General features: G+C 30.9%; 13 protein-coding genes and 1 other RNA gene. 6 read left to right on the top strand and 8 right to left on the bottom strand.

Annotation, left to right across the window (positions count from 1 at the left end):
* Positions 1 to 11: 11 nt before the first annotated feature.
* Positions 12 to 845, bottom strand: coding sequence for a substrate-binding domain-containing protein (locus CQA57_RS01520; RefSeq protein WP_115578471.1), 834 nt, complete (start codon positions 843 to 845; stop codon positions 12 to 14).
* A gap of 91 nt (positions 846 to 936) precedes the next feature.
* Positions 937 to 1,548, bottom strand: coding sequence for an MBL fold metallo-hydrolase (locus CQA57_RS01515; RefSeq protein ID WP_115578470.1), 612 nt, complete (start codon positions 1,546 to 1,548; stop codon positions 937 to 939).
* A 94-nt stretch (positions 1,549 to 1,642) separates the two neighbouring features.
* Here CQA57_RS01515 and CQA57_RS01510 point away from each other — a divergent pair, with 94 nt between their 5' ends.
* Positions 1,643 to 2,824, top strand: a complete 1,182-nt coding sequence (locus CQA57_RS01510; RefSeq protein WP_115578469.1) for an acetylornithine transaminase — start codon at positions 1,643 to 1,645, stop codon at positions 2,822 to 2,824.
* Between the two features lie 14 nt (positions 2,825 to 2,838).
* On the opposite strand, the gene hsrA is transcribed toward CQA57_RS01510, so the two are convergent.
* The gene (gene hsrA / locus CQA57_RS01505) at positions 2,839 to 3,516 is read right to left on the bottom strand and encodes a homeostatic response regulator transcription factor HsrA (protein WP_115578468.1); all 678 of its coding nucleotides are present in this window, start codon (positions 3,514 to 3,516) and stop codon (positions 2,839 to 2,841) included.
* Positions 3,517 to 3,780: 264 nt separating this feature from the next.
* Positions 3,781 to 4,605, bottom strand: coding sequence for a YihY family inner membrane protein (locus CQA57_RS01500; RefSeq protein WP_115578467.1), 825 nt, complete (start codon positions 4,603 to 4,605; stop codon positions 3,781 to 3,783).
* Between the two features lie 129 nt (positions 4,606 to 4,734).
* Here CQA57_RS01500 and CQA57_RS01495 point away from each other — a divergent pair, with 129 nt between their 5' ends.
* Entirely contained in the window at positions 4,735 to 6,123 is a 1,389-nt protein-coding gene (locus CQA57_RS01495; RefSeq protein WP_115578466.1) for a hypothetical protein, read from the top strand.
* A gap of 15 nt (positions 6,124 to 6,138) precedes the next feature.
* Here the strand turns inward: CQA57_RS01495 and CQA57_RS01490 are convergent, their stop codons facing one another.
* The 3 genes from CQA57_RS01490 to rnpB form a co-directional block, all read right to left on the bottom strand.
* Positions 6,139 to 11,454 (bottom strand): autotransporter outer membrane beta-barrel domain-containing protein, encoded by a 5,316-nt coding sequence (locus CQA57_RS01490; protein WP_115578465.1) that lies wholly within the window; start codon positions 11,452 to 11,454, stop codon positions 6,139 to 6,141.
* 64 nt (positions 11,455 to 11,518) lie between these two features.
* Complete coding sequence (rsmH, locus tag CQA57_RS01485; RefSeq protein WP_115578525.1) at positions 11,519 to 12,430, bottom strand: 16S rRNA (cytosine(1402)-N(4))-methyltransferase RsmH; 912 nt, start codon at positions 12,428 to 12,430, stop codon at positions 11,519 to 11,521.
* A gap of 25 nt (positions 12,431 to 12,455) precedes the next feature.
* Positions 12,456 to 12,779, bottom strand: an RNA gene (gene rnpB / locus CQA57_RS01480) — RNase P RNA component class A.
* Between the two features lie 97 nt (positions 12,780 to 12,876).
* On the opposite strand from rnpB, the gene CQA57_RS01475 reads away from it, so the two are divergent.
* Genes CQA57_RS01475 through CQA57_RS01460 form a run of 4 tightly spaced genes read left to right on the top strand, consistent with a single transcriptional unit; the run spans position 12,877 to position 18,714 of the window.
* Entirely contained in the window at positions 12,877 to 13,365 is a 489-nt protein-coding gene (locus tag CQA57_RS01475; RefSeq protein ID WP_115578464.1) for a MarR family winged helix-turn-helix transcriptional regulator, read from the top strand.
* Complete coding sequence (locus CQA57_RS01470) at positions 13,362 to 14,381, top strand: efflux RND transporter periplasmic adaptor subunit (RefSeq protein ID WP_115578463.1); 1,020 nt, start codon at positions 13,362 to 13,364, stop codon at positions 14,379 to 14,381. The genes CQA57_RS01475 and CQA57_RS01470 overlap by 4 nt, the downstream gene beginning before the upstream one ends.
* Positions 14,378 to 17,482, top strand: a complete 3,105-nt coding sequence (locus CQA57_RS01465; RefSeq protein WP_115578462.1) for an efflux RND transporter permease subunit — start codon at positions 14,378 to 14,380, stop codon at positions 17,480 to 17,482. The genes CQA57_RS01470 and CQA57_RS01465 overlap by 4 nt, the downstream gene beginning before the upstream one ends.
* Positions 17,479 to 18,714, top strand: coding sequence for a TolC family protein (locus tag CQA57_RS01460; protein ID WP_115578461.1), 1,236 nt, complete (start codon positions 17,479 to 17,481; stop codon positions 18,712 to 18,714). The genes CQA57_RS01465 and CQA57_RS01460 overlap by 4 nt, the downstream gene beginning before the upstream one ends.
* Here the strand turns inward: CQA57_RS01460 and CQA57_RS01455 are convergent.
* A complete protein-coding gene (locus tag CQA57_RS01455) occupies positions 18,711 to 20,816 on the bottom strand; it encodes a TonB-dependent receptor family protein (protein ID WP_115578460.1) in 2,106 nt (701 codons plus the stop codon). The two genes, CQA57_RS01460 and CQA57_RS01455, sit on opposite strands and share 4 nt — an antisense overlap.
* Positions 20,817 to 20,943: the final 127 nt, after the last annotated feature.

The following is a 20,943-nucleotide window of genomic DNA, read 5'->3' as shown; positions in this document are numbered from 1 at the left end:
CTGATTTGCTCTTAGTGTAAATCTTCCCAATTTTTAATATTTCCTAGATAAATCTTTCTTACTTGTTCTTTACTAAGATTTTCAATGGGATTTTGTTTGTTTATAATCACAACAATTCCATCCATTGCAATTACTTCTGCAACAATTCCTTTATCTTTTTCACTTTGCTTAAGATCTCTTGAAACCATACCAATGTCACTAATACCTTGTATAACAGAAGAAACACCAATTGTAGAATCGCTTTGTTGAAGTTGTATATTTGCCCTAGGATTTAAATTTATGTATGCTTCTTTTAGGGCTTCCATCACAGGGGTTACAGAAGATGAGCCAGAGATAGTTATCTTTCCACTTGCTTGATTGCTCTTAAAATTTGTAGCGCTATCAAGACTGATGTATCCTTTTTTATCTACTATTGCTTGTCCTTCTTTGCTTAATATAAAATTCATAAAATCTTGGACTATGGCACTTGTTTTTCCATTGGTTACTATATTAAATGGGCGTGCGATTGGATAGAGTTTTTCTTTAATATTATGAGCATTTGGCATAGCTCCATTGATTTGCAACGGCTTTACCTTATCACTCAAAGAACCCAAAGAAATATAGCCAATTGCATTTTTATTGCCAGATACAGTGCTTAAGACAACAGAAGTAGAATTGGTAATCTCAGCTCTTTGTGTTGTATGATCAATTTTCTTACCTTTTTTATTAACCTTTTGAATATCAAATAATTCTACAAATGCACCACGAGTTCCTGAACCTTCTTCTCTTGATATAACATCAATATTTGCACCATAAATAAAATGAAAAGCTAAAACCCACACCAAAAAAACTCTAAAATTTTTCATAAATCCTTCCTAATATTTTTGAAATTTACAATAAAAACTATATTTTTTGATTGTAAGTAATAAATATTGTTTGTGTAAAATTTATGTAAAATCACATTCTTTGAATCCAAAATCTTACATTTTCTTGCTCTGCAAATAAGGAAGTATGCTCTCCATGTCCTGAATAGATAATCTTATCCTTATCTCTTTTTAATGCTCTAAATCTTTCTAAAGATTCTTTCATATCTAAAGCATTGGAATAGGGGAAGTCAAAGCGACCAATACTCCTTCTAAAAATAAAATCACCACTAAAAATACATTCATCTAATTCAATGATGGAACATCCTGGTGTATGGCCTGGAAAATGATGGTATATGATTTCTAAGCTAGAGACATCTAATTTCACAAAAGATTTATTTCCAGATATTTCTATATCAGGTATGCAAGGGGTTATTCCCGTATCAAAGCAATCATCTTTTAGCATAAAAGCATCTTCTCTTGGGCAAAAAATTTGAAGTTGTGGAAAATGTTTTTTGAGAATTGCTACATCAAAAATATGATCAAAATGTCCATGTGTAAGTAATATTGCTTGAGGATTGCAACATTTTTGCACTACCCAATCAAAAGCACCCATACCAGGATCAATAATCCATTGTTTGTTATCCTGATGGATGATGTAGCAATTTGTTTCATAGGGGCCAAAAGCTTTAGATTCTATTAACATTTTACTTCCTTGTTTTTATTGAAAAATATACCAAAAAGCCTTACTTTTTACTATGATTTAATGTAAAATAGTCAAAAAATCAAGGTTGGTTTCTATGGATACACATAATCTTATTATGCAAGATCAAGAATATTTACTTCATACCTACGCTAAAAAACATATTTATTTTGAAAGAGCCTTGGGGTCTATTTTATGGACAAAAGATAATCAAGATTATATTGATTTTGGTAGTGGTATTGGCGTTTGTAGTGTTGGGCATTGTAATTCATTTTTAATTCAAAATCTTACAGAACAACTCCATAAAATAATACATATCTCAAATATCTTTGGTAATGATTTGCAAATTAAGCTAGCAAAAAGGATTGTTGAGTTAAGCGGGCTAGATGCACGCGTCTTTTTTAGCAATTCTGGTGCAGAAGCAAATGAGTGTGCTATAAAAATTGCAAGAAAATTTGGAGAATCTCAAAATAGATATGAGATTATTACATTGGATTCTAGTTTTCATGGCAGAACCATAGCTACACTTAAGGCCACAGGGCAAGAAAAATTTCATCAGCATTTTGGGCCATTTCCTGAGGGCTTTGTGGTTGCAAAGAATCTTGAGCATGTGTTTGAACTTATTGGTGATAAAACTTGTGCAGTGATGTTGGAGTTGATACAAGGGGAGGGTGGGGTTTGTGCTTTTGATAAAAAACAAATTCAGCAATTATCCTCACTGCTTAAGCAAAAGGGTTTATTGCTTATAGTAGATGAAGTGCAAAGTGGTGTTTATAGAAGTGGTAGTTTTTTGGCTAGTCAATCTTATGGTATTAAGCCAGATATTATTACTTTGGCAAAGGGTCTTGGAGGTGGGATTCCCATAGGTGCTACTATTACAACTCTTAAAAATATTTTTACATCAGGAGATCATGGGAGTACTTTTGGGGGGAATTTTTTATCAATGCAAGCCGGATTAAGCGTGCTTGATATTTTAGAAAAAGAATATGATAACAAGCTTATTGATTCTAGGATTGATGTTTTTCAATCAAAAATTAGCGAGTTGCTAAAGACTTTCCCTCATCTTTTTAGTCAATCTACTGGTATGGGGCTAATGCTTGGATTACAAGCGCATAATCAAGAAATTTTTGAAAAGATCTTAGAGAATAGCTTAAAAGAGAGAGTAGTGGTGCTTAAATCAGGAAAGAATGTGATAAGGTTTTTGCCTCCTATCATAATACAAAAAGAAGAAATACAAGAGGGGTTTGAGCGATTTAAAAAGGCTTGTGAGAAAATTTGAAAACAAAGCAGTTTTTAAAACTGCTTTGTTTTAGGATAGCAAAATCTATAACCTCTTCTTCTTACGGTTTCTACAGTGGATATATCTAAAGGTTTATCAAGTCTTTGTCTAATTTGATTGATGGCAACTTCAATAACATTTGGAGTAACAAGTTCTGGCTCTTCCCAAATGGCATCTAGTAATTGCTCTTTTGAAACAATCTGATCCCTATGTCTTGCAAGATGTGTTAAAACCTCAAATGGCTTTCCTTTAACTTCAACTTCTTTACCTTTGTATAAAACTCTTTCCTCATCAGGATTGATTATCAAATCATCAATTTCAATAATGCCAGAAGTAGAAAATCTTAATCTTGCCTCAATTCTAGCAAGCAATGCTTGAGGATCAATTGGTTTTGAAATATAATCATCAGCTCCTAATTTAAAAGATAAGATTTCTGAATCAGATTTTGTTGTTTTCTGATTGGTTGCTATAATGATTGTCTTTGGTGCTTTATCTCTAATAATACGTATTATTTCTTCAAATTCCTCATTGAAATGAAAGCTTAATAGAATGACATCATAATTTCTTATGCCAATATAGTAATGACCATCTTTTAGATTTCCTGCAACATCAGCTCTATAATCCTTTTTTGTAAAAAAAGATGCAAGTGTTTTTCCAACATTCATTTCTTCATCGATAAATAAAATACGCATTTTTATACCTTATACTAAACTTAATTTGGTTAATGATTATAGCATATTTTTATATTTTTTTAAGCATTTGATTATTAAATATCGTGATTCTCATTTACTTTTATTTATATTTTTTCTGATAGAATTACTACAGCTAGTCAGTTTTTGGCTAGCTCGGCGCACAGTATGACAAGGTTACCTCCCCCTCCTTTCTTTGTCATAGGTTGTGCGTCGCTCTCCTTTTTGTTTTGTTAAGTTAAAAAGATTGATATTTTGGACACCATCTTAGGATGGTGTCTTTTTTGATTTGGCAAAAATACTAATCCCTTCGCAAAATCTCATTCCAAAAAGTAAAATTGTCCAAGACATATATATCCAAAGCATAAAAATTAGTAAAATTGATATAGAGCCATAAAAACTAGGGTAGGTTTTGTTATAAGAAATATAATAGAAAAATATCCATTTAAAACAATGCCAAAAGCATGCACAAATAAAAGAAGAGCCTATAAGAATCTTTTTAATGAGTGTTTTGTTTGCAGAAACTTGAAATAAAATCATAAATAATAAAGAAGTAAGAATTAAGGGGAGTAGATTTGTAAAGAAAAAATCAAATTTATAATTGACTATGATTGTTTTGATTTCAACATTTAAATAAAACATTAAAGCAATCATTACTGGAAAAAAAGTGATCATCATCCAATATGTCATTAGAGAATCTAAAAATTTTCTAGGCTTAGAATTAAACATTCTTGAGGTGATAAACTCATAATTTCTAAAAAATAATAATGAAGTGATGCCAATATATACAAATCCTATCATTCCCATTTTTGAAGCTTGATTGATAAAGGTATCTAGCATTTGTATCAATATATCTATGTTTGTAGGCATAAGATTTGAAATAATAACTTCTTTTAAATCTTTCATCATATTTTGAAAACTTGGGAAATTTGAGATAACAGAAAAGATAATGAATAAAAAAGGAATTACAGCAAAAATCGTATAAAAGCTAAGCGAGGCAGCAAAATAAAAAATTTCTTGTTCGTGTGTTAAAAAGTTATAGATATCCAATATTCTTTTTTTAATGCGAAAGTTAAATTGTTTTAAATGCATATTTATCTCTTTGTAATCTAAAAATAATTTATAGGAACAATTTTACAAGTTTTTTACTTAAAAAACTTTTTGTTTTTACTACCTGCCCATAAAATCTTTTTTGCATAAAAAATCCATAAGGAGATTGCAATGAAAAGATTGTTTATATCAGGTATTATACTTAGCAGTTGTTTAGAAGCGCAAGAAAAGCTTGAGAATCAAAGCAAAGAAGCTCAAGGTGAGACAAATGCTAAAACTATAGTTTCTCAAGTTGTAAATGGAACAAAAGTTAATGGCTTTGCTTTTGCAAGACATTTTAGTAATTTTAATGATCTTGGAGGAAACTCGCAACAATATAGATTAAAACTTGATGTTACTACAGGAGAATTAAATGGTTATAGTGTGACTGGAGGAATTTTATTTTCACAAGGTTCAAGCACACCAACAAATACAAGTAGCACACATGGAGCAGTGCAAGGCTCTAGAGGCACTGCGTATAATGGAAATTTTTCTGATAGATTTGGTATTAGTAATTTTTATGCAAGTAAAAACATCAAAACAGAAATAATGAGTTTTAATGCAAAACTTGGAAAAATGAATATTGTTTCTCCATTTAGTGATAAAAATTTAGACTTATCTACAGGATTTGAAGCAAGTCTTAAACACAATAACATAAATTATTTTTTTCATTACGCAGATAGTTGGATGAGTGATACTTTGGGGTATGTATTTCGAAGAAGTAACTTAAAAACTTCAAGCGGTAGTAGTATTGGAACAAATCAAGATGCTGCAGCAATAGGCATAGGAAATGATTTGTTTATATTGGGTATAAGTGGAAAGAATCTTTATAATATGGATTTTAATATCTATGCTGCAAATGCACTAAATTTTATTAATTTGCTATTTTTTGCAGATACAACTTATAATATGAAAACAGATTTTGGAAACTTTACATTTAAGGCACAAGTTTCAACAGCAAACATTAACCACACACCAAATCTTTTGCTTGGAGGCAATAGGGGATCAAATATCACAAGTGATTTTCACAATACTTTAAAAGATCAAGCAATGTTTAGAGGTATTTATAATTTACTTATAAGCTATAAATATGATAAATTTGGGTTAAAAGTTGGATATTTGGGAAGTTTTGGTGACGGCTATGGAGTATCTTTAACCTCTAAGGGTGGAATTGATGTTGGTGGAAAAATGTGGTATAGCAATTTTACAGCGACTTATGAAGGTTTTGGTGTTTTAAGCTCTGGGAGCAAAAAAAATACAGATATACAAGTGGCATACTTTGCGACAGAATATGGTTTCAAATATCCCATAAAGATTAGTTTAGATATTGCATACATAACAGGAAATAATAATTTTTACCTTACAACCAGTTCTAAACCAATTGATGTAAAGCTATTGGAAATTACTCCGTCTATCAAATATAATTTTACTAAGCAACTTGAAGTATCCGCACAAAGTGCATTTTATATTGGAGATTTGGATTTGGTTAAAACAAGATTAGAGCTTAAATATACATTTTAATCTTAAAAGAAGGGGTTAGAAAATATATCTTACCCCGATATTACCACTAATACCTATATCTTTGTAAAATAATCCTAATTTAGACCCTAAACCAAAGTTTATAAAAGTTCTTTTATAAACCTCCATTTCTCCACCAATAGTCAATAAAAGTCTTAAATTTTTAGCACTAGCTTTTTGGTAATTTAAAATATTATTTCCTACAAATCTTACCGACTCATCTCCTTGTGTATATACCAATGCATCCTGAGAGGTTCCAGCAACAATATACCAATAAGAATTTTCATCAAGATATTTTCTAGTTTCTAAAGCAAAATTGAGCGCTAAGACATGTTTATTATCCGCATTTACTTGAGCCAATAAATCTTGATAAAACATCTCACTTGTTTGCCCATTGATACTTGAATTTGCGATATAAAAATAGCTTAGTCCCACTTGAGGTTTAAAAACCATACTTTTTTCTTGTAAGTAGAACAAATATCCATAATTAAAATTGACATTAGTGATATAGGAGTTATAGTCATATTTTTGATTAAGTTGTTTTGTGATAATTTCTTTAGAATTGATAAATTCTTGATTCCAACCAATTGTTTCGCTCATAGTTACGTCAAACTCATTATCACCTACAAAGGCTCTTGTATAGAATCCAAAGTTGAGATTATTGGCATTATTTTGTATCAAATCACCATAATAAGAGCTATACGCATAAGCTACATATCCCCCAACAATAACATTTTCTATAAATCTATCATACCCCACATTGATTCCATATAATGTTCCATTTCCACCTTGAACAAAGTTTGCTGCACCTATGGCAGTTGCCCAAACATTATTTTTATACTCATCTCGCATCCCATGTTGATAGATTGATGATAAGCTTCTTTGAGTGTCTTCTTGTATATCATTCTCTGCAAAAGATTGATTTTGCAGTCTTTTAATTACGCTTGCGAAGTGATTGTCACTTTTTATTGTAGAGCTTAATTTGACAAGCCTGCTACTTCTATTTACATCTGTAGCAAGTCTCACTGCATCAATTGTGCTTGATTTTCTATCTATTGAACCCATTTGATCAGCAGCATCTTGTATGGCTTGTCCTACTTTTAAAAAATAATCTAAATTTTGTGGGGTAATGACATCGTTTGCCCAAATTACATTATTTTTTGTAATCATTAGCTCTTGGAATGCATCCATAACATCACTGCCTATAGAGCTAATAGCATCTATCCATTCTTTGCCACCTTTTCTGTAAAACCAATACTCAATTCTATTTTTATCATAAGGGTTTAAGCTACTTTGTGTATCAATTTTAAAACCAAGGGATGTTGCATCTGCTATTTTTGTAATGATGATTCCATTGTAATTAAAGGTAGTGTCATTATCAATTCTATTGCTTCCTTGAGTTTCAAAAAAGCCTATTCTATCTAGCATATTTGCTCTATATCCCAAATCATTCCCACTAGAAGCCTCTCCTGATTGATTGGTATAATGATAGGTGATACCTCCTTGAGAAGAGAGTAGTGTGTATGTTGTTCCTATGGCTAAACCTTTTAATCCAGAAAGATTATATATATTGAAAATGGATTGATAATTACCACTATCATCCATTTGGGAATCAAAGTAAATATTTGTAGTGCCATTTACTTTGATTGGATTAAGCGTGCTTCCATCTAAAAAGAAATTTACAACTCCTTTAACCTCAAAGTTACCATTGATAGTTATTTTGCTATTACCAGAATAACTTAGCTCACCACCACTTATAAGATTAAGATTGTTAAAATTAGCAGTTGCATTTTTGAGATAAAGACTTGCAAAAGTTGCACTTCCTGTTATTTTTGTGCTATCAAGAGTTTGAGAATCTACTTCAAATCTAGCCTTTGAAGCATCAAGGCTTGAACCATTAAAGCTTAAGGTAGCATTTGGTTTTAATAAGCCACTAATTGTGATATTACTTCCACTATCTTTATAACTTGCCGTGATTTTATTGCTACTATTGTCACTATTTACTATCTGCCAATCATTCCAATCAATACTATTTATATTGATACCAATGGTCTCAAAGGTAGTTTTTGTTGTAGAGATATTATCAATTTGTAATGTTCCTGTTTTTGCAGTTTTAAAAATACCACCAGTGGAGCTAAAGTTTGAAATTACTATATTTGCATTTTCACTGCCAGTAGAATCAAAAGTAGGGTAAGTAGTATCACCCGAAGAGTTCCAAGATAAAACAAGATTATTAATATCTATATTTTTTACTTCATTAAAAATAAGATTTCCACCATATAGTCCCCAAGTATAAGCCTCTAAATTTTCAATATTTAAATGATTTAATTTTTTAAAAGTAATATTTTTTGTCCCTGTATTTAAAAATCCAGACTTTATACCATAAGTACCAGTAAGTTTAATATTTGCAAATCCATTTTCATCATCTTTGGATTGATAGAATGAAGAATCTGGAGCAATATTTAATCCAAAAGAAGAAAAATGTGCAGTTGTTAAGGTAGTGTTTTCAAATTTTGCAATCTTTTTGATATCAATTTCTTGTGATTTATCCGAGAAAGTAATGATAGAATTTGTAGCACTTAAAGAATCTAAAACTTTAAAATCTGATAAAGTGCTCACATCAAGCCTTCCATAATTATCTAATTGCACAGTATTGACTTCAAGATTTCCACCATGGAATTTTAGTGTAGCAGAGTCTGCATCACTACTGCCACTTGCAAAATGCAAAGTATTGATTTTGGAGCTACCAATATCTGTTACAAATTCATTATAAGAATTATTGCTTGATTTAATTTCCATGGTATCGATATAGAAATTTTTTGCATAGATACCGCCAGATTGTTCGCTATCTCCTGTTTTTTTAGCATCTCTAGCAACAAGTTTATGTATATAGATATCATATTGCTTATCATCTATGCTAATTTTCTCATTTCCAGTAATACCACTTAAATTGAGAGTTACTTCATCACTAACCGTTCCATTACCAGTGAGATTGATAGTTCCTTTATAGTCAAATACATCACCAATAGCTTTTAGGCTTGAGTGATTTCTGATATTGATAGTTGATGTGTCATCATTGTCATTTGAGCCAATAAAGCTTGTTTGATTTTCCTTTTTTGTTGTTTCAAGCACTAGATGACCACTAATAAGAGCCCCATCACCAAGAGTGATGTTACCTCCAAGATAGATATCATCTGCTTTTATATGCATGGTTGATTTAGAAAGCGCATCTCCTATGTAAATTTTTCCACCTTCTCCCGCACTTTCTCTATTTTTTCCTAAGACAAATTTAGAACCAGTGGCATCTACCGTAAAAATAGCAGTCGTACTTCCGCTATTGTGATAAGTATAATCTTTTAGATAGTAGATGACTTCTTGTCCTTTGGTAGATTCTTCATCTGAAGTTTTTGGTTCAAGTGTTAGTGTATAGCTATCGTGTAAGCCACCAGCACCATTCATGATTCCAAAAACAGCATTGCCTCCAAATCCCCAAACACCAGGTTTGATGTATGGTGTGATATCTACATAAACACCAGTTGTTCTAATAGAAAAACTTAAAGTATTATTTGTAGTATCTGAAGTAAAATCCACTACTAATGGTTGATTGTTATCTTGATTATCATAAAAATAGATATTTTGAGCAAAGACTTGCTGGATTGTGCCATATTGAGTATCAGAATCTAGGCTTGTATAAACCTTGCCATCTTTGAGGAATTGGATACCTCCTGAAGCATTGATAAGGGTATAGGTATATCCTGTAATCAAATCTTTGGTGCTTGTATAGATATTGATTTTAGATTTTGGAATGCTCATCGTGACTGTTTCTGTCACAACTTCACCTTTATCATTTGTATTTGTGATTTCAAATTCTTTGCTTTCTTCTGATGCATCCATATTAAATTGGAAATAACCATTTTTCACATCAATGAGAGTGGTGTTGCTCGGCTTAAGAGAAAAATTCAAAGAACCAGTATTTATCATATTACCATTATAAATTTCTAGTTTTGAACCATCGGCAATTGTCAAATCACCATTGTTGGTGTAAGTGCTAGTAGAATCTTTGAGATAAATACCTGCGTTATTGTTGATGGTAATGCTATCTGTTGTGAGATTATTGGCATAGATTCTAGAATTATCAAAGGTAATTTGTTTGATAGTGGTATCTTTTGTCATGGCAGAGCCATTTCCATCTTGAGCTACAAGCCAAGAACCATTGTGCATTGTCAGATTTTCTGCTGTGAGTGTTTCTCCTGATTTGACATAAAGCTTTGCTCCATCATTAAAGGTGATATTACCAATATTTGTATCTTTGGCATAAAGATAGGTTTCGTTATTGCTAAAAGTCGCATTTTTGATTTCTAGAGTATCCTTAGCCTTTATCGTTGCATAAGAAGATTCCAGGGTGTCAATCACAACTTTATCCACACTACTTGCATCTAAATTTGACCAATCTGAAATTTTTGCTTTTGTGATTTCTAGGCTTTTTCCTGATTGAAAACTCGCAGTAGCTTTTGTGGTAGCACCCCATCCTGCAAAAATCTCAAGATTGGTGATCTTGAAATTAGTGTTGTTATTTCCTATGATATCTGTTGTTGGGTTGAAGTCTGTAGTTTTTATTAAAAGATTAGTGATATTAAAATCAGTATTTGCTTTGATATTACCACGAGTAGCATTTAGATTTTCAATCACTACTTTATTGGTTACTTGACTTACATCTAACAGCTGTCCTAAATGCGTAGAATCCCCATTTAAATTGATAGTTCCCGTAGAGGTAAAATTATTTGCTTTGAGTATGAGGTTACCAGCAGTAGTGCCTGCGGTAGTTCCTCTAATGTCAAATGTTGCATCAGATATGATATCTTCTGTGGCACTAAATCCTAGCTTAAATCCTGTGCTATCATGTGCCATTAGAATACTGCCACCAATATAGATATTTTTAGCTTTAACCTCAAGACTTGAATATACATTCACTCCCGAATCATTTAATTTGATTGTCCCTGTTTTTGATGGATTTTCTTTTGCATTTTTTCCAAAAATGAGATCATTTTGTTTTGCATCAAGACTAAAATAATACTCTCCATTGCCTCCTCCACCTCCTGCTTGATAACTTTGCCACCAATCAAGACTATCTCCTTTCCCATCTTTACCAGCATTAGTAACATAATAAGTTTTGCCACTTTCTGATGTTGCTGAGATGCTTTTACATTTCCCAAACAGAGTGCAAGATCCTTGTAAATTATAAATATTTAATTTTTCTAGATTTGTATCATTGGCATCTATATTAGATAAAAAACAAAGTCCCAAAATCGCACTACCAAAAAATTTTTTGTTCAAATAAAATCCTTAAAAATAGGTAAAATTCTTTGATTATATCGACTTTTTCTTAATTTTGATAATTTTATTGGAAGTAGAAAGCTCTAAGTTTGGCACTTCTTGCTCTTGAGTTTGCTTTAAGTTCCTCTTTTGCGGCAATTAAGGGTTTTTTTGTGAGTAAAAAGCCTTTTTGATGATTGTCTCCACAAGTGCATTTAAAAGATTCTTTAGGGCAGATACAGCTTTGGGAAAAATCCCTGAAAGCTTGTTTTACCATACGATCTTCTAGAGAGTGAAAAGTAATGATACATAAAATTACATCTCTTAAATCACTGCTATATGTGAGTAATTTTTGCAATTCTTCTAATTCTTGATTGACTTCAATTCTTATGGCTTGATATACAAGTGGTAATATTTTTGGATTTTTGAAATATTTTTTCAAGAAAGAATTAAAATCTTTAGCATAGAGAAATTCTTGTTTATTACGCTCTTGAATGATTAGAGATGCAAGCTTTTTAGCTTCTTTAAGTTCTCCAAAATTTCTAAAAATATTTTCTAAATCATATGCACCATAGTGATTGAGGATATATTTTGCATCAAGATTTTTTTCCCTATCCATACGCATATCTAAGATATCGCTTTCAAATCCAAAGCCTCTATGTGGCGTATCAATCTGAAAAGAGCTTACGCCGATATCTGCTAGTATTCCTTTGATTTGATTGCCGTATCTATCAATTAAAATTTTTATAGAATCTCCAAAATTTCCTGCAAAACACTCAAATCTATCTTTGTATTGGATTAAAAATTCTTGATTGAAATTTCTTGCATCTGCATCTCTATCAATTCCAATAATCTTAATATTTTTGTTTTGCTCAAGCAAAGCTTTTGTATGACCACCAAATCCAAGAGTGCAATCAATAATAATTCCTTCTTTGATTGAGGCAAATATATCTAAAACTTCATTGAGCAAAACAGGTATATGTGGAATTTTTTGCATTAAAATCCTAAGATTGAGAATAAAATTTTTTGGCATAGCGATAAGCCGAGTTCTGTCGTTGGGTGATTATTTATCTAGGCTTTATTTCACAATAAGGCTCAAGCAAAGAGTTTTGTATTTGAGACGCTAACCATACTCTTTTTGCTACGGATTGGGTTTACATTGTCAAGCTCAATTACTTTTGCTTCGGTAAGCTCTTACCTCACCTTTTCACCCTTACCATTGAGACAATGGCGGTTATTTTCTGTTGCACTTTCCCTTAGCTTACGCTAGCCATTTGTTAAATGGAATCCTGTCTCTGTAGCTCGGACTTTCCTCTCAAAAATTGAGCAATCACCTGCTATACCAAGTGTGTAATTATAACAACATTTTTTTGTTATAATTGTGCGAAGATTTAAATCTTAAAAAAGTCTAAAATTACTAGGAATTATAAAATTTAAGAAATTATGAAAAAGACCAATGCTTCAAAACAAAAACCTCAAACAATAATCGAACAGATAAAAATGATTGAAAAATATCAAGATGAAGATTTAATCAAGATTCTCTTTTTTGTCGCAAAACAGATGCGTATCTCCGTTACAAAGAATCTAAAAAATCTTGATATTGGTTTTGAGCAAGCAGGTATTTTATTTTTGTTGCAATCACAAGGTGCTCTTGGAGTAAATCAAATAGCCTTATTGTTTGAAAAAGATAAAGCAACGATTTCTCGGACTATAAAAGCCCTAGAACACAAGAATCTTGTTGAGAGAGAAATTACTCCTACAGATAAGAGAAGCAATAAGATTCAATTAAGTCAGATGGGACAAGAGAAATTAAGTCAAATTAAAAATCAAAGAAATAGTTTTACAAAAAAAATAAAAGATGCCATTAGTGATGAAGAAAAAGAGGTGTTTATTAAAACTTTACAAAAAATTTTAAAAGTTACAGAAGAATGATTAGAAGTGTATGGATTTTTTCTGCATTTTTTGTGCTTATGTTTGCAAAGCCAATCGCAGTAAATACTGTGGTGTTAAAGACAGGAACTTTGCAGCAAGAAGAAAGTTTTTTGGGTAATGTCGTTTTTAAAGAATTTGCAAATATCGCTTCACAATCTAGTGGAGTAGTGGAGGAGATTTATTTTAGGCTTGGACAAAAGGTAAAAAAGGGTGAGAAATTATTAAGTCTTAATGAGGAGTTTTTACAAAAAGATATCATCATCAAGCAGGCAAAACTTGATCAAGCTCGTTATATACTAGAAAATAAAAAAAAGGAATTAGAGCGTTATAAAAATCTGCTTGAAACACAATCAATCCCATTGCAACAATATGAGAATATTGAATATGATGTAAAATCACAAGAGGCAAATATATTGGCACTTCAAGCAGAGTTGGAGATGTCTATTTTAGATTTAGGTCATAAAACAGTTTATGCTCCTTTTGATGGAGTTGTTGTAGAGCAAAAGGCACATAAGGGAGAATGGGTAAGCGTTGGTCAAACAATTTGTCAGATTCTTGATACAAAAAATATAGAAGTAGTTGCAGATATTCCTAGCTTTATGATAAATCATCTTGCAGTTGATCAGAAGGTAAGGGTTAATATAAATAATAAAAACTATAATGGTAATGTGATAGCGCTTATACCTAAAGCAGATGCAAATTCAAGAAATTTTCCTGCATATATAAAAATAAAAAGCAATGAAATGCTTCTTGATGGAATGTCTGCCTCTGTAATGCTTAACGTGGGAAAACAAAATACAGGATTTTTGATACCTCGAGATAGTATTATTCAACATAAAGGCAGATCTAGTGTTTTTGTGATTCGAAAAAATAAGGCCGTATGGATTCCTATTGAAATTTTATCTATCAATAGGAATAATGCCTTAATACAAGGTGCAATGCAAGCTGGAGAGAAGATTGTGCTAAGAGGTCAAGATAGGCTTGAAGATGGAAGTGAAGTAAAAGAAGTTCAATGAAAAATTGGATTAAATATTGTTTAAAAAATCCTGTAGGGGTTTTTGTTTTTAGTGTTTTTTTATTGCTTTTTGGAATCTTAGCTCTTAATAAAATGCCCTATCAGCTTTTGCCACAAGTATCAAGACCTGTTATTACGGTTTATACATCCTGGAATAGTGCTCCTCCTTATGAAATTGAAAAAGAAATTACAGATAAACAAGAAAAATATCTAAAAAATATTCCAAATCTCTTAAGCCTTACTTCTACATCAAGACAGGGAATGTCTATCATTACTTTAGAATTTGATATTGATACAGATATGAAAACAGCTTTGCTTAATGTGAGTTCTAAGCTTGATGAAGTGAGGGGTTATCCATCAGAAGTAAGTAAGCCTATTATTAAAACTACAGGCGAAAATGTCCCAATATCTGTGTATCTATTTGTAAAAACTTTAGATTCTAATCAAGATGTAAATCATTTTAGAAACTTTATTGTAGAAGATATTATCAAATATTATGAGCGTATCAATGGAGTAGGGGAAGTGTATGTAAGTGGTGGGGTAAATAAACAAGTATATATTACTTTAGATACACAAAAACTTGCTTTCTATCACATTACAATTGATGAAGTTATTTCTAGTATAAAAAAACAAAATCTTAATATTTCTGCAGGAAGTATTGATTTTGCACAACGCAACTATAGAATCTCAAGTATAGGCGAATATGATAGTTTAGATTCTATTGGTAATACGATCATAAAAACCATGCGTCATAAAAATATTTTTTTGAAAGATTTGGCTACTATCCATCAAGATTATGAAAAAATTTCAAGCTATAATTTTCACAATAACAATCAAACAATATCCATTCAGATACGACCCACAGCTGATGCTAGTATTTTAGAGCTTACAAATAAAATTGAGCAAACCACACACTATCTTAATGAAAATTTTTTAGAAAAACGAGGATTGGTGATTGATTGGGGTAGGGATCAAAGACAATATATTCTTTCTTCCATTAAGTTGGTTAAAGAAAATATTTTACTAGGTATTGTGTTAGCAACGGCAGTATTGCTAGTTTTTTTAAGAAAAATTACCCCTTTGTTGGTGGTAATCATTGTGATACCTCTTAGTGTTATTGGTTCTTTTATATTTCTTGGGGCTTTTGATAGGACTTTAAATGTTATTTTGCTTGCTGGCGTTTCCTTTGCTATAAGTATGATTATTGATAGTGCTATTGTAGTGCTTGAAAACATTTTAAGACACATTAAGATTCAAAAAGATTTATTCAAAGCTTGTGTTGTAGGTACATACGAGGTTACTGGTGCGTTATTTGCCTCTACTATTACTACCCTTGCTATTTTTATTCCTATCATTTTTTTAAAAGACGATGCTGGAAAACTTTTTGTAGATATTGCTGTTGCAGCATCAAGTTCTATTGGTATTTCTCTACTTATATGTCTTTTTATTATTCCTACATTTTTATATGTAGTTTTAAAAAGATTTTATACACAAAAAGAAGAAAATAAAATTAGTTTATTGATTGAAAAATTGGGTCAATTCCTATCATCTAAAATAATGCAGAGTGTAGATTTTTGCACAAAAACTACAATTAGGCAAATTGCTAGTGTGGTTATTTTTATTGGAATGTGTGGATGGTTTAGTTTTATGGCATTTCCTAAAACAGATTATTTGCCTAAGGGAAACCAAAACTTTGCTATTGCTTATTTGAGCATCCCTTCTGGTCTTTCGTTGCAAGAAAAGGAGCATATGGTTAAAATTTTAAAATCTAAATTTCAACCTTTTTTGATTACAAATCCTAATCATAGCGATCAGGATGAAGTTCCATTGATTAAAGATTTTTTTATTAGTGCTGGGGAAAATATCTATTTTTATCTTATAGCAAATAATCCATCTAGAATCAAAGAGCTTATGCGTTATGCTCAAGAAAGTATTGATTCTGTTCCCAATCTTAAGGGAGTAATTTTACAACAAGAGATTTTTAGTGGTGCTTCAAGCTCTAGTATTGATATCAATATAACTGGATCCAATCTTGATTCTCTAAGTGCAAGTGCGCAAAAAATTATAGATCTTATTAAAGAAAAATTGCCTAATGTGAGTATAAGAATCATTCCTTCTTTGGATGCTAATAATCATGAAATAAATCTCTATCCTGATGGTAATGCACTTGCATTAAATGGTTTAAATATGCAAAGTTTTGGGACAATTACAGAAGTAATGCTTAAGGGTAAAAATGTAGGAGATTTTAGAGAAGATGGGAAATTGCTAGATATGATTTTAGATTCTAAGCAAAATATCAAAGGGGAAAATCAAACTTCCCCAGAGGATATTTTATATTCTCAGATTTATACTCCTAATGGAGGGATTGTGCCAATAGGATCTCTTGCAACAATTAAGAATGAGTATGGGGTAGCAAGAATTAGGCATTTTGAACAAAAAAGGAATCTACTTTTAATTTTAAATACAAAAGATGACACCCCTATTGAAAAGATTTCTGAGATCTTGCAACAAGAAATTATCAAACCTCTTGCAAAAGAAGATAAAAATGATATTACGCTCTCTGGAAGCGCAGGAAAATTACAAAAGTTAAAAATAGAACTTTTAGATGGATTTATTTTGGCAATTGTTATTACATATTTAATCCTATGTGCGTTATATGGTAATTTTTTATATCCTCTTATTATTATTTTAACCGTTCCTCTTGCTACAACAGGGGGGCTTTTGGGCTTATATTTAGTGGATAAGTTTATTGCAAAACAAAATCTTGATATTCTGACAATGCTTGGTTTTATTATTTTGGTTGGCAGTGTGGTGAATAATGCTATTCTTATTGTTTATCAAACACTTATCAACCTTAAAGAATATCATCAAAAAACTAAAGAAGCTATTTTAAATGCCACTCAAAGCAGATTGGCACCTATTTATATGAGTATGTTTACTAGTGTGTTAGCACTTATTCCTCTTGTATTATTTGGTGGTGATGGAAGTGAGATTTATCGAGGACTTGGTGCTGTATTGATTGGTGGTATTATTTTTTCTACTATTATTACAATTTTAATTATTCCTGCATTACTAATGCTTAGCATAAGGAAAAATCATTGAAAAAATATTTTTTGATTCTATTTTTATTTTGTTTTGTTGATGCATTGGATATTACACAAGCTATTCATATTGCATTGCAACACAGTAGTGACATAAAAGAGCAAGAAATGCTAAAAAAACAAGGAGAATATTTAAATAAGGCAAATTATGCAAATCTAATGCCAAGCATTGATGCTGGATATACTCTAAGTTATAACATACCAAGCAATTCTAATCACTATATGCTCAATAGTCTTAATATCAAGTTTAATTACAATCTTTTTAATGGTCTAAAGGACTATTATGCGATTTTACAATCTAAGCAAAATATAAAAACCTTGCAATATAATTTAGAAAAAACTCAAGTAGATATTGCTCTAAAAACAAAAAGTGCTTATATAAGTATTTTGCAATCTCAAGCATTATTAAAAATTTTAGAAGAGAGAAAAAAGAATATAGAATTGCAAAAAAATAAAGCCCAGCAATTTGTAAGACAAGGAATCCGTGCAAAAAACGAATCTTTGAGTATGGAAATTTTACTTGCAAATACCATTTTGAGTATAAAAAATACAGAATTAAATCTCAAATATCAAAAAGAAATATTAAAACAGCTTTTAAAAGTAGAGATTGATTTTGAGAATCTAGAGGATATTCAAGTGGATATTCAAGAAGATTTTAACACACAAGAAATATTTCAAAACATTCTAAATCAAAATCCACAGTATTTAGCACTTATCTCTTCTTTAGATTCTGCAAAATTGCAAAACAAAAGTGATTTTGGAAGTTTTTTACCATCTCTTGATCTTAGTGGGACAAAATTTTGGTACATAGATGGTAATAATGTAATTTCAACAAGCTATGGTTTGCAGAGTCAAATACGCCTTAATGCAACTTGGAATCTTTTTAATGGGCTAAGAGATTCTAATAAGTATCAAGCATCAAAAATTTATACATTTTCTTTGCAAAATAAAATCGAGACATTTAAAAGAAATCTTTTATTAAGTCTTGAAGATTTGATAAAAAACCTAGCATTTGCAAAAGAGCAATATATGATCAATATAAATACTCTTGAGCAGGCAGAAGAAAATTATAAAATTGTAAATAACCGCTATGCACAAGGCATAGCTACTTACACAGAACTTATTGATGCAGAACTCTTGTTAAATAATGCACGCACAAATATTGCCCAAGCAAAATATGATTTTGCACTGCTAGTTGCTCAAATCCATTCTTTAGAAAATAGAATTTTTTAAAAAAGATAACTTATACAAAAACTTACAGATCTACCTGCTGCAGGCTGTCTTCCAATAGGGCTTGTGCCAATACCTCTAAAATAATATTTTTCATTAAAAAGATTATTGATAGAAAATGAGGCATCAATTTTTTGTTTTTGATATTTCCAAAGGGTTTTGCTAAATTGCATATTAAAGACAAAATAAGCAGGTAACATTCCTGCTTTCCCATTGCTATCTTCATCAATGGTATTTAGGATATCCGTATAGCTTTTTGTATAGTAAAACCCAGAAGCTCCAAGGGTGCCAATATTTGGAATCTTATAGGTTATATCAAAACTAAAATGATGTGGCGATACATAAGGTAAGAATTTGTGATAAATATCAACCCCATTGTTGATTGTATGATTACTTACTTTTGCGTCATTAAAGGCATAAGCAAAATGCAAGTTTAAATCTTTTAATATTTGAGCAAAAATTTCAAATTCTACACCTTGTGATAGTGCAGAGATTCCACTATCAGTGCTAAATTTTCCTATTCTATAATCATCTGCAAAAATTGCAAAATAATTTAAACCTACGCTTAAGTAATTTTTCCATAGATATCTGCTTCCAAGCTCCATATTTTGAAAAGTGGTAATGCTATCAAAATTAGTTCCTGTGATATCCCCCATTTGAGGTGGTAGGAAACTTTTTTGATAATTGGTATAAAGAATTACAGAGTTAATCGGAGTATAGGTTATGCTTATTGCTGGATTAAATTTGTTGGCATAGCGATGTTTGATTGTATCTGTTTGCGTATAATCCAAAAATTCATAACGCAATCCAGGATTGATGCTGAGTTTATCCCATAACTTTATTTCATCTCCAATATAAAAGGCAAGAAAATTATTGTGATAGAGGCTTGTTGGATTTTTGGTGATTGTTTGTGTGGCTAGTGCAGTGGTATAAGAAAAAGAAGAAATATCTTCTCTTAAATATCTCATTCCAATAAGAATATTTTGAGTTAAAATGGAGTTTATTTTGTTAAATAGGTTGGTTTTTACTTCAAGATTATTAACAAGAAAATTTCTAATATTGTCTGTAATTTTAGTTGGCTTCTTGCTAAAATCTACACTATTATACAAATCATCAATCCTAAAATCTCTGGTTACATCATGGAGATAATATTTTGTTTCAAAACTACCATTAAATCTTTCGTTATTTCCAAAATATGCAAGATAGCTTAGTCCTAAGCGTTTTGCAGATCCACTAGCTAGATTATAAGGTCTGAGATTCGCAAAGCGATTGGTGTTGTAGGCTGTTATTGAAAGGCTTCCGGCATCATTTGCTAAATAATCATAGTATTGTAAGAATCCTTTTATTTTATGATTCTCATTGATTTTATAAAGTGTATCTAAAGTAAAATTTTTTACATTGCTTTTGCTATTTTCTCTAAAACTTTCTCCTCCTATAATATTTGCTTGCATTTGAATGCCAAAGGAGTTGTTGATCATACCCCCGCTTCTAAGATAGGTATCATAAAGCATATTATTTCTTACATTTGTAGTATTTTGTGTATCTTTTTCCCAAAAAGTAATGCGTTGCGTGATTTGATTTTCCCATTCTTTTGGTATTTCTTTACTAATAAAATTTAATACTCCACTAAAAGTATTAGGGCCATATTGAACACTCATGCCACCTCTAATAATATCAATATGATCTATCATCTGAAAGGTTGCAGGAAAAAGTGCTAATTCTATATTAGAATAGGGTGCTCCATATACATTAAATCCATCAAGTAGTATCATTCCTGTATTGCTATGACCATTGCCAGCACCCCCAAACCCTCTAAATTGGAGTTTTGGTAATATGCCAATACCCGAATAATCTCTTATCTGCACACTCGGAGTGCTCTGCAATGCTGCATCAAGAGTGTTTTTACCAGTTTTGCTTAATTGTTGATTTGAAATGATAGATCTACTTCCTGCATAATTTTTTATATCTTCACTTTGCCAGTTTGTAGATTCTTTTATTTCCTTGTCTTGAGTAAAAATGTTTTCTAAAATAAGTTCATTTTCAGCAAAAAGACAACCCATAAGAGCTTGGTAAATGCATATGTTTCTCAGTATTTTTATATTCATAATTTACTCCTTATAAAAAATAATAACAATTATCATTATAATACTTTTTATAACTTTTTAACAATTTATTTACAAAAAATTAACAATTTAAAAATTTATCTTTAAAAAATGATTTTGTTAAAATACC

Source organism: Helicobacter anseris (assembly GCF_003364335.1).
In the GTDB taxonomy this organism is placed as follows: Bacteria; Campylobacterota; Campylobacteria; order Campylobacterales; family Helicobacteraceae; genus Helicobacter_H; species Helicobacter_H anseris.
The sequence above is the reverse complement of the archived record's forward strand: the minus strand, read 5'-3'. Positions and strand labels throughout refer to the sequence as shown.

Coding starts and splice junctions, on each gene's coding strand:
- CQA57_RS01520 (WP_115578471.1), bottom strand. CDS start 845: ATGAAAAATTTTAGAGTTTTTTTGGTGTGGGTTTTAGCTTTTCATTTT.
- CQA57_RS01515 (WP_115578470.1), bottom strand. CDS start 1,548: ATGTTAATAGAATCTAAAGCTTTTGGCCCCTATGAAACAAATTGCTAC.
- rsmH (WP_115578525.1), bottom strand. CDS start 12,430: ATGCAAAAAATTCCACATATACCTGTTTTGCTCAATGAAGTTTTAGAT.
- CQA57_RS01500 (WP_115578467.1), bottom strand. CDS start 4,605: ATGCATTTAAAACAATTTAACTTTCGCATTAAAAAAAGAATATTGGAT.
- CQA57_RS01465 (WP_115578462.1), top strand. CDS start 14,378: ATGAAAAATTGGATTAAATATTGTTTAAAAAATCCTGTAGGGGTTTTT.
- CQA57_RS01475 (WP_115578464.1), top strand. CDS start 12,877: ATGAAAAAGACCAATGCTTCAAAACAAAAACCTCAAACAATAATCGAA.
- CQA57_RS01510 (WP_115578469.1), top strand. CDS start 1,643: ATGGATACACATAATCTTATTATGCAAGATCAAGAATATTTACTTCAT.
- CQA57_RS01455 (WP_115578460.1), bottom strand. CDS start 20,816: ATGAATATAAAAATACTGAGAAACATATGCATTTACCAAGCTCTTATG.
- hsrA (WP_115578468.1), bottom strand. CDS start 3,516: ATGCGTATTTTATTTATCGATGAAGAAATGAATGTTGGAAAAACACTT.
- CQA57_RS01470 (WP_115578463.1), top strand. CDS start 13,362: ATGATTAGAAGTGTATGGATTTTTTCTGCATTTTTTGTGCTTATGTTT.
- CQA57_RS01495 (WP_115578466.1), top strand. CDS start 4,735: ATGAAAAGATTGTTTATATCAGGTATTATACTTAGCAGTTGTTTAGAA.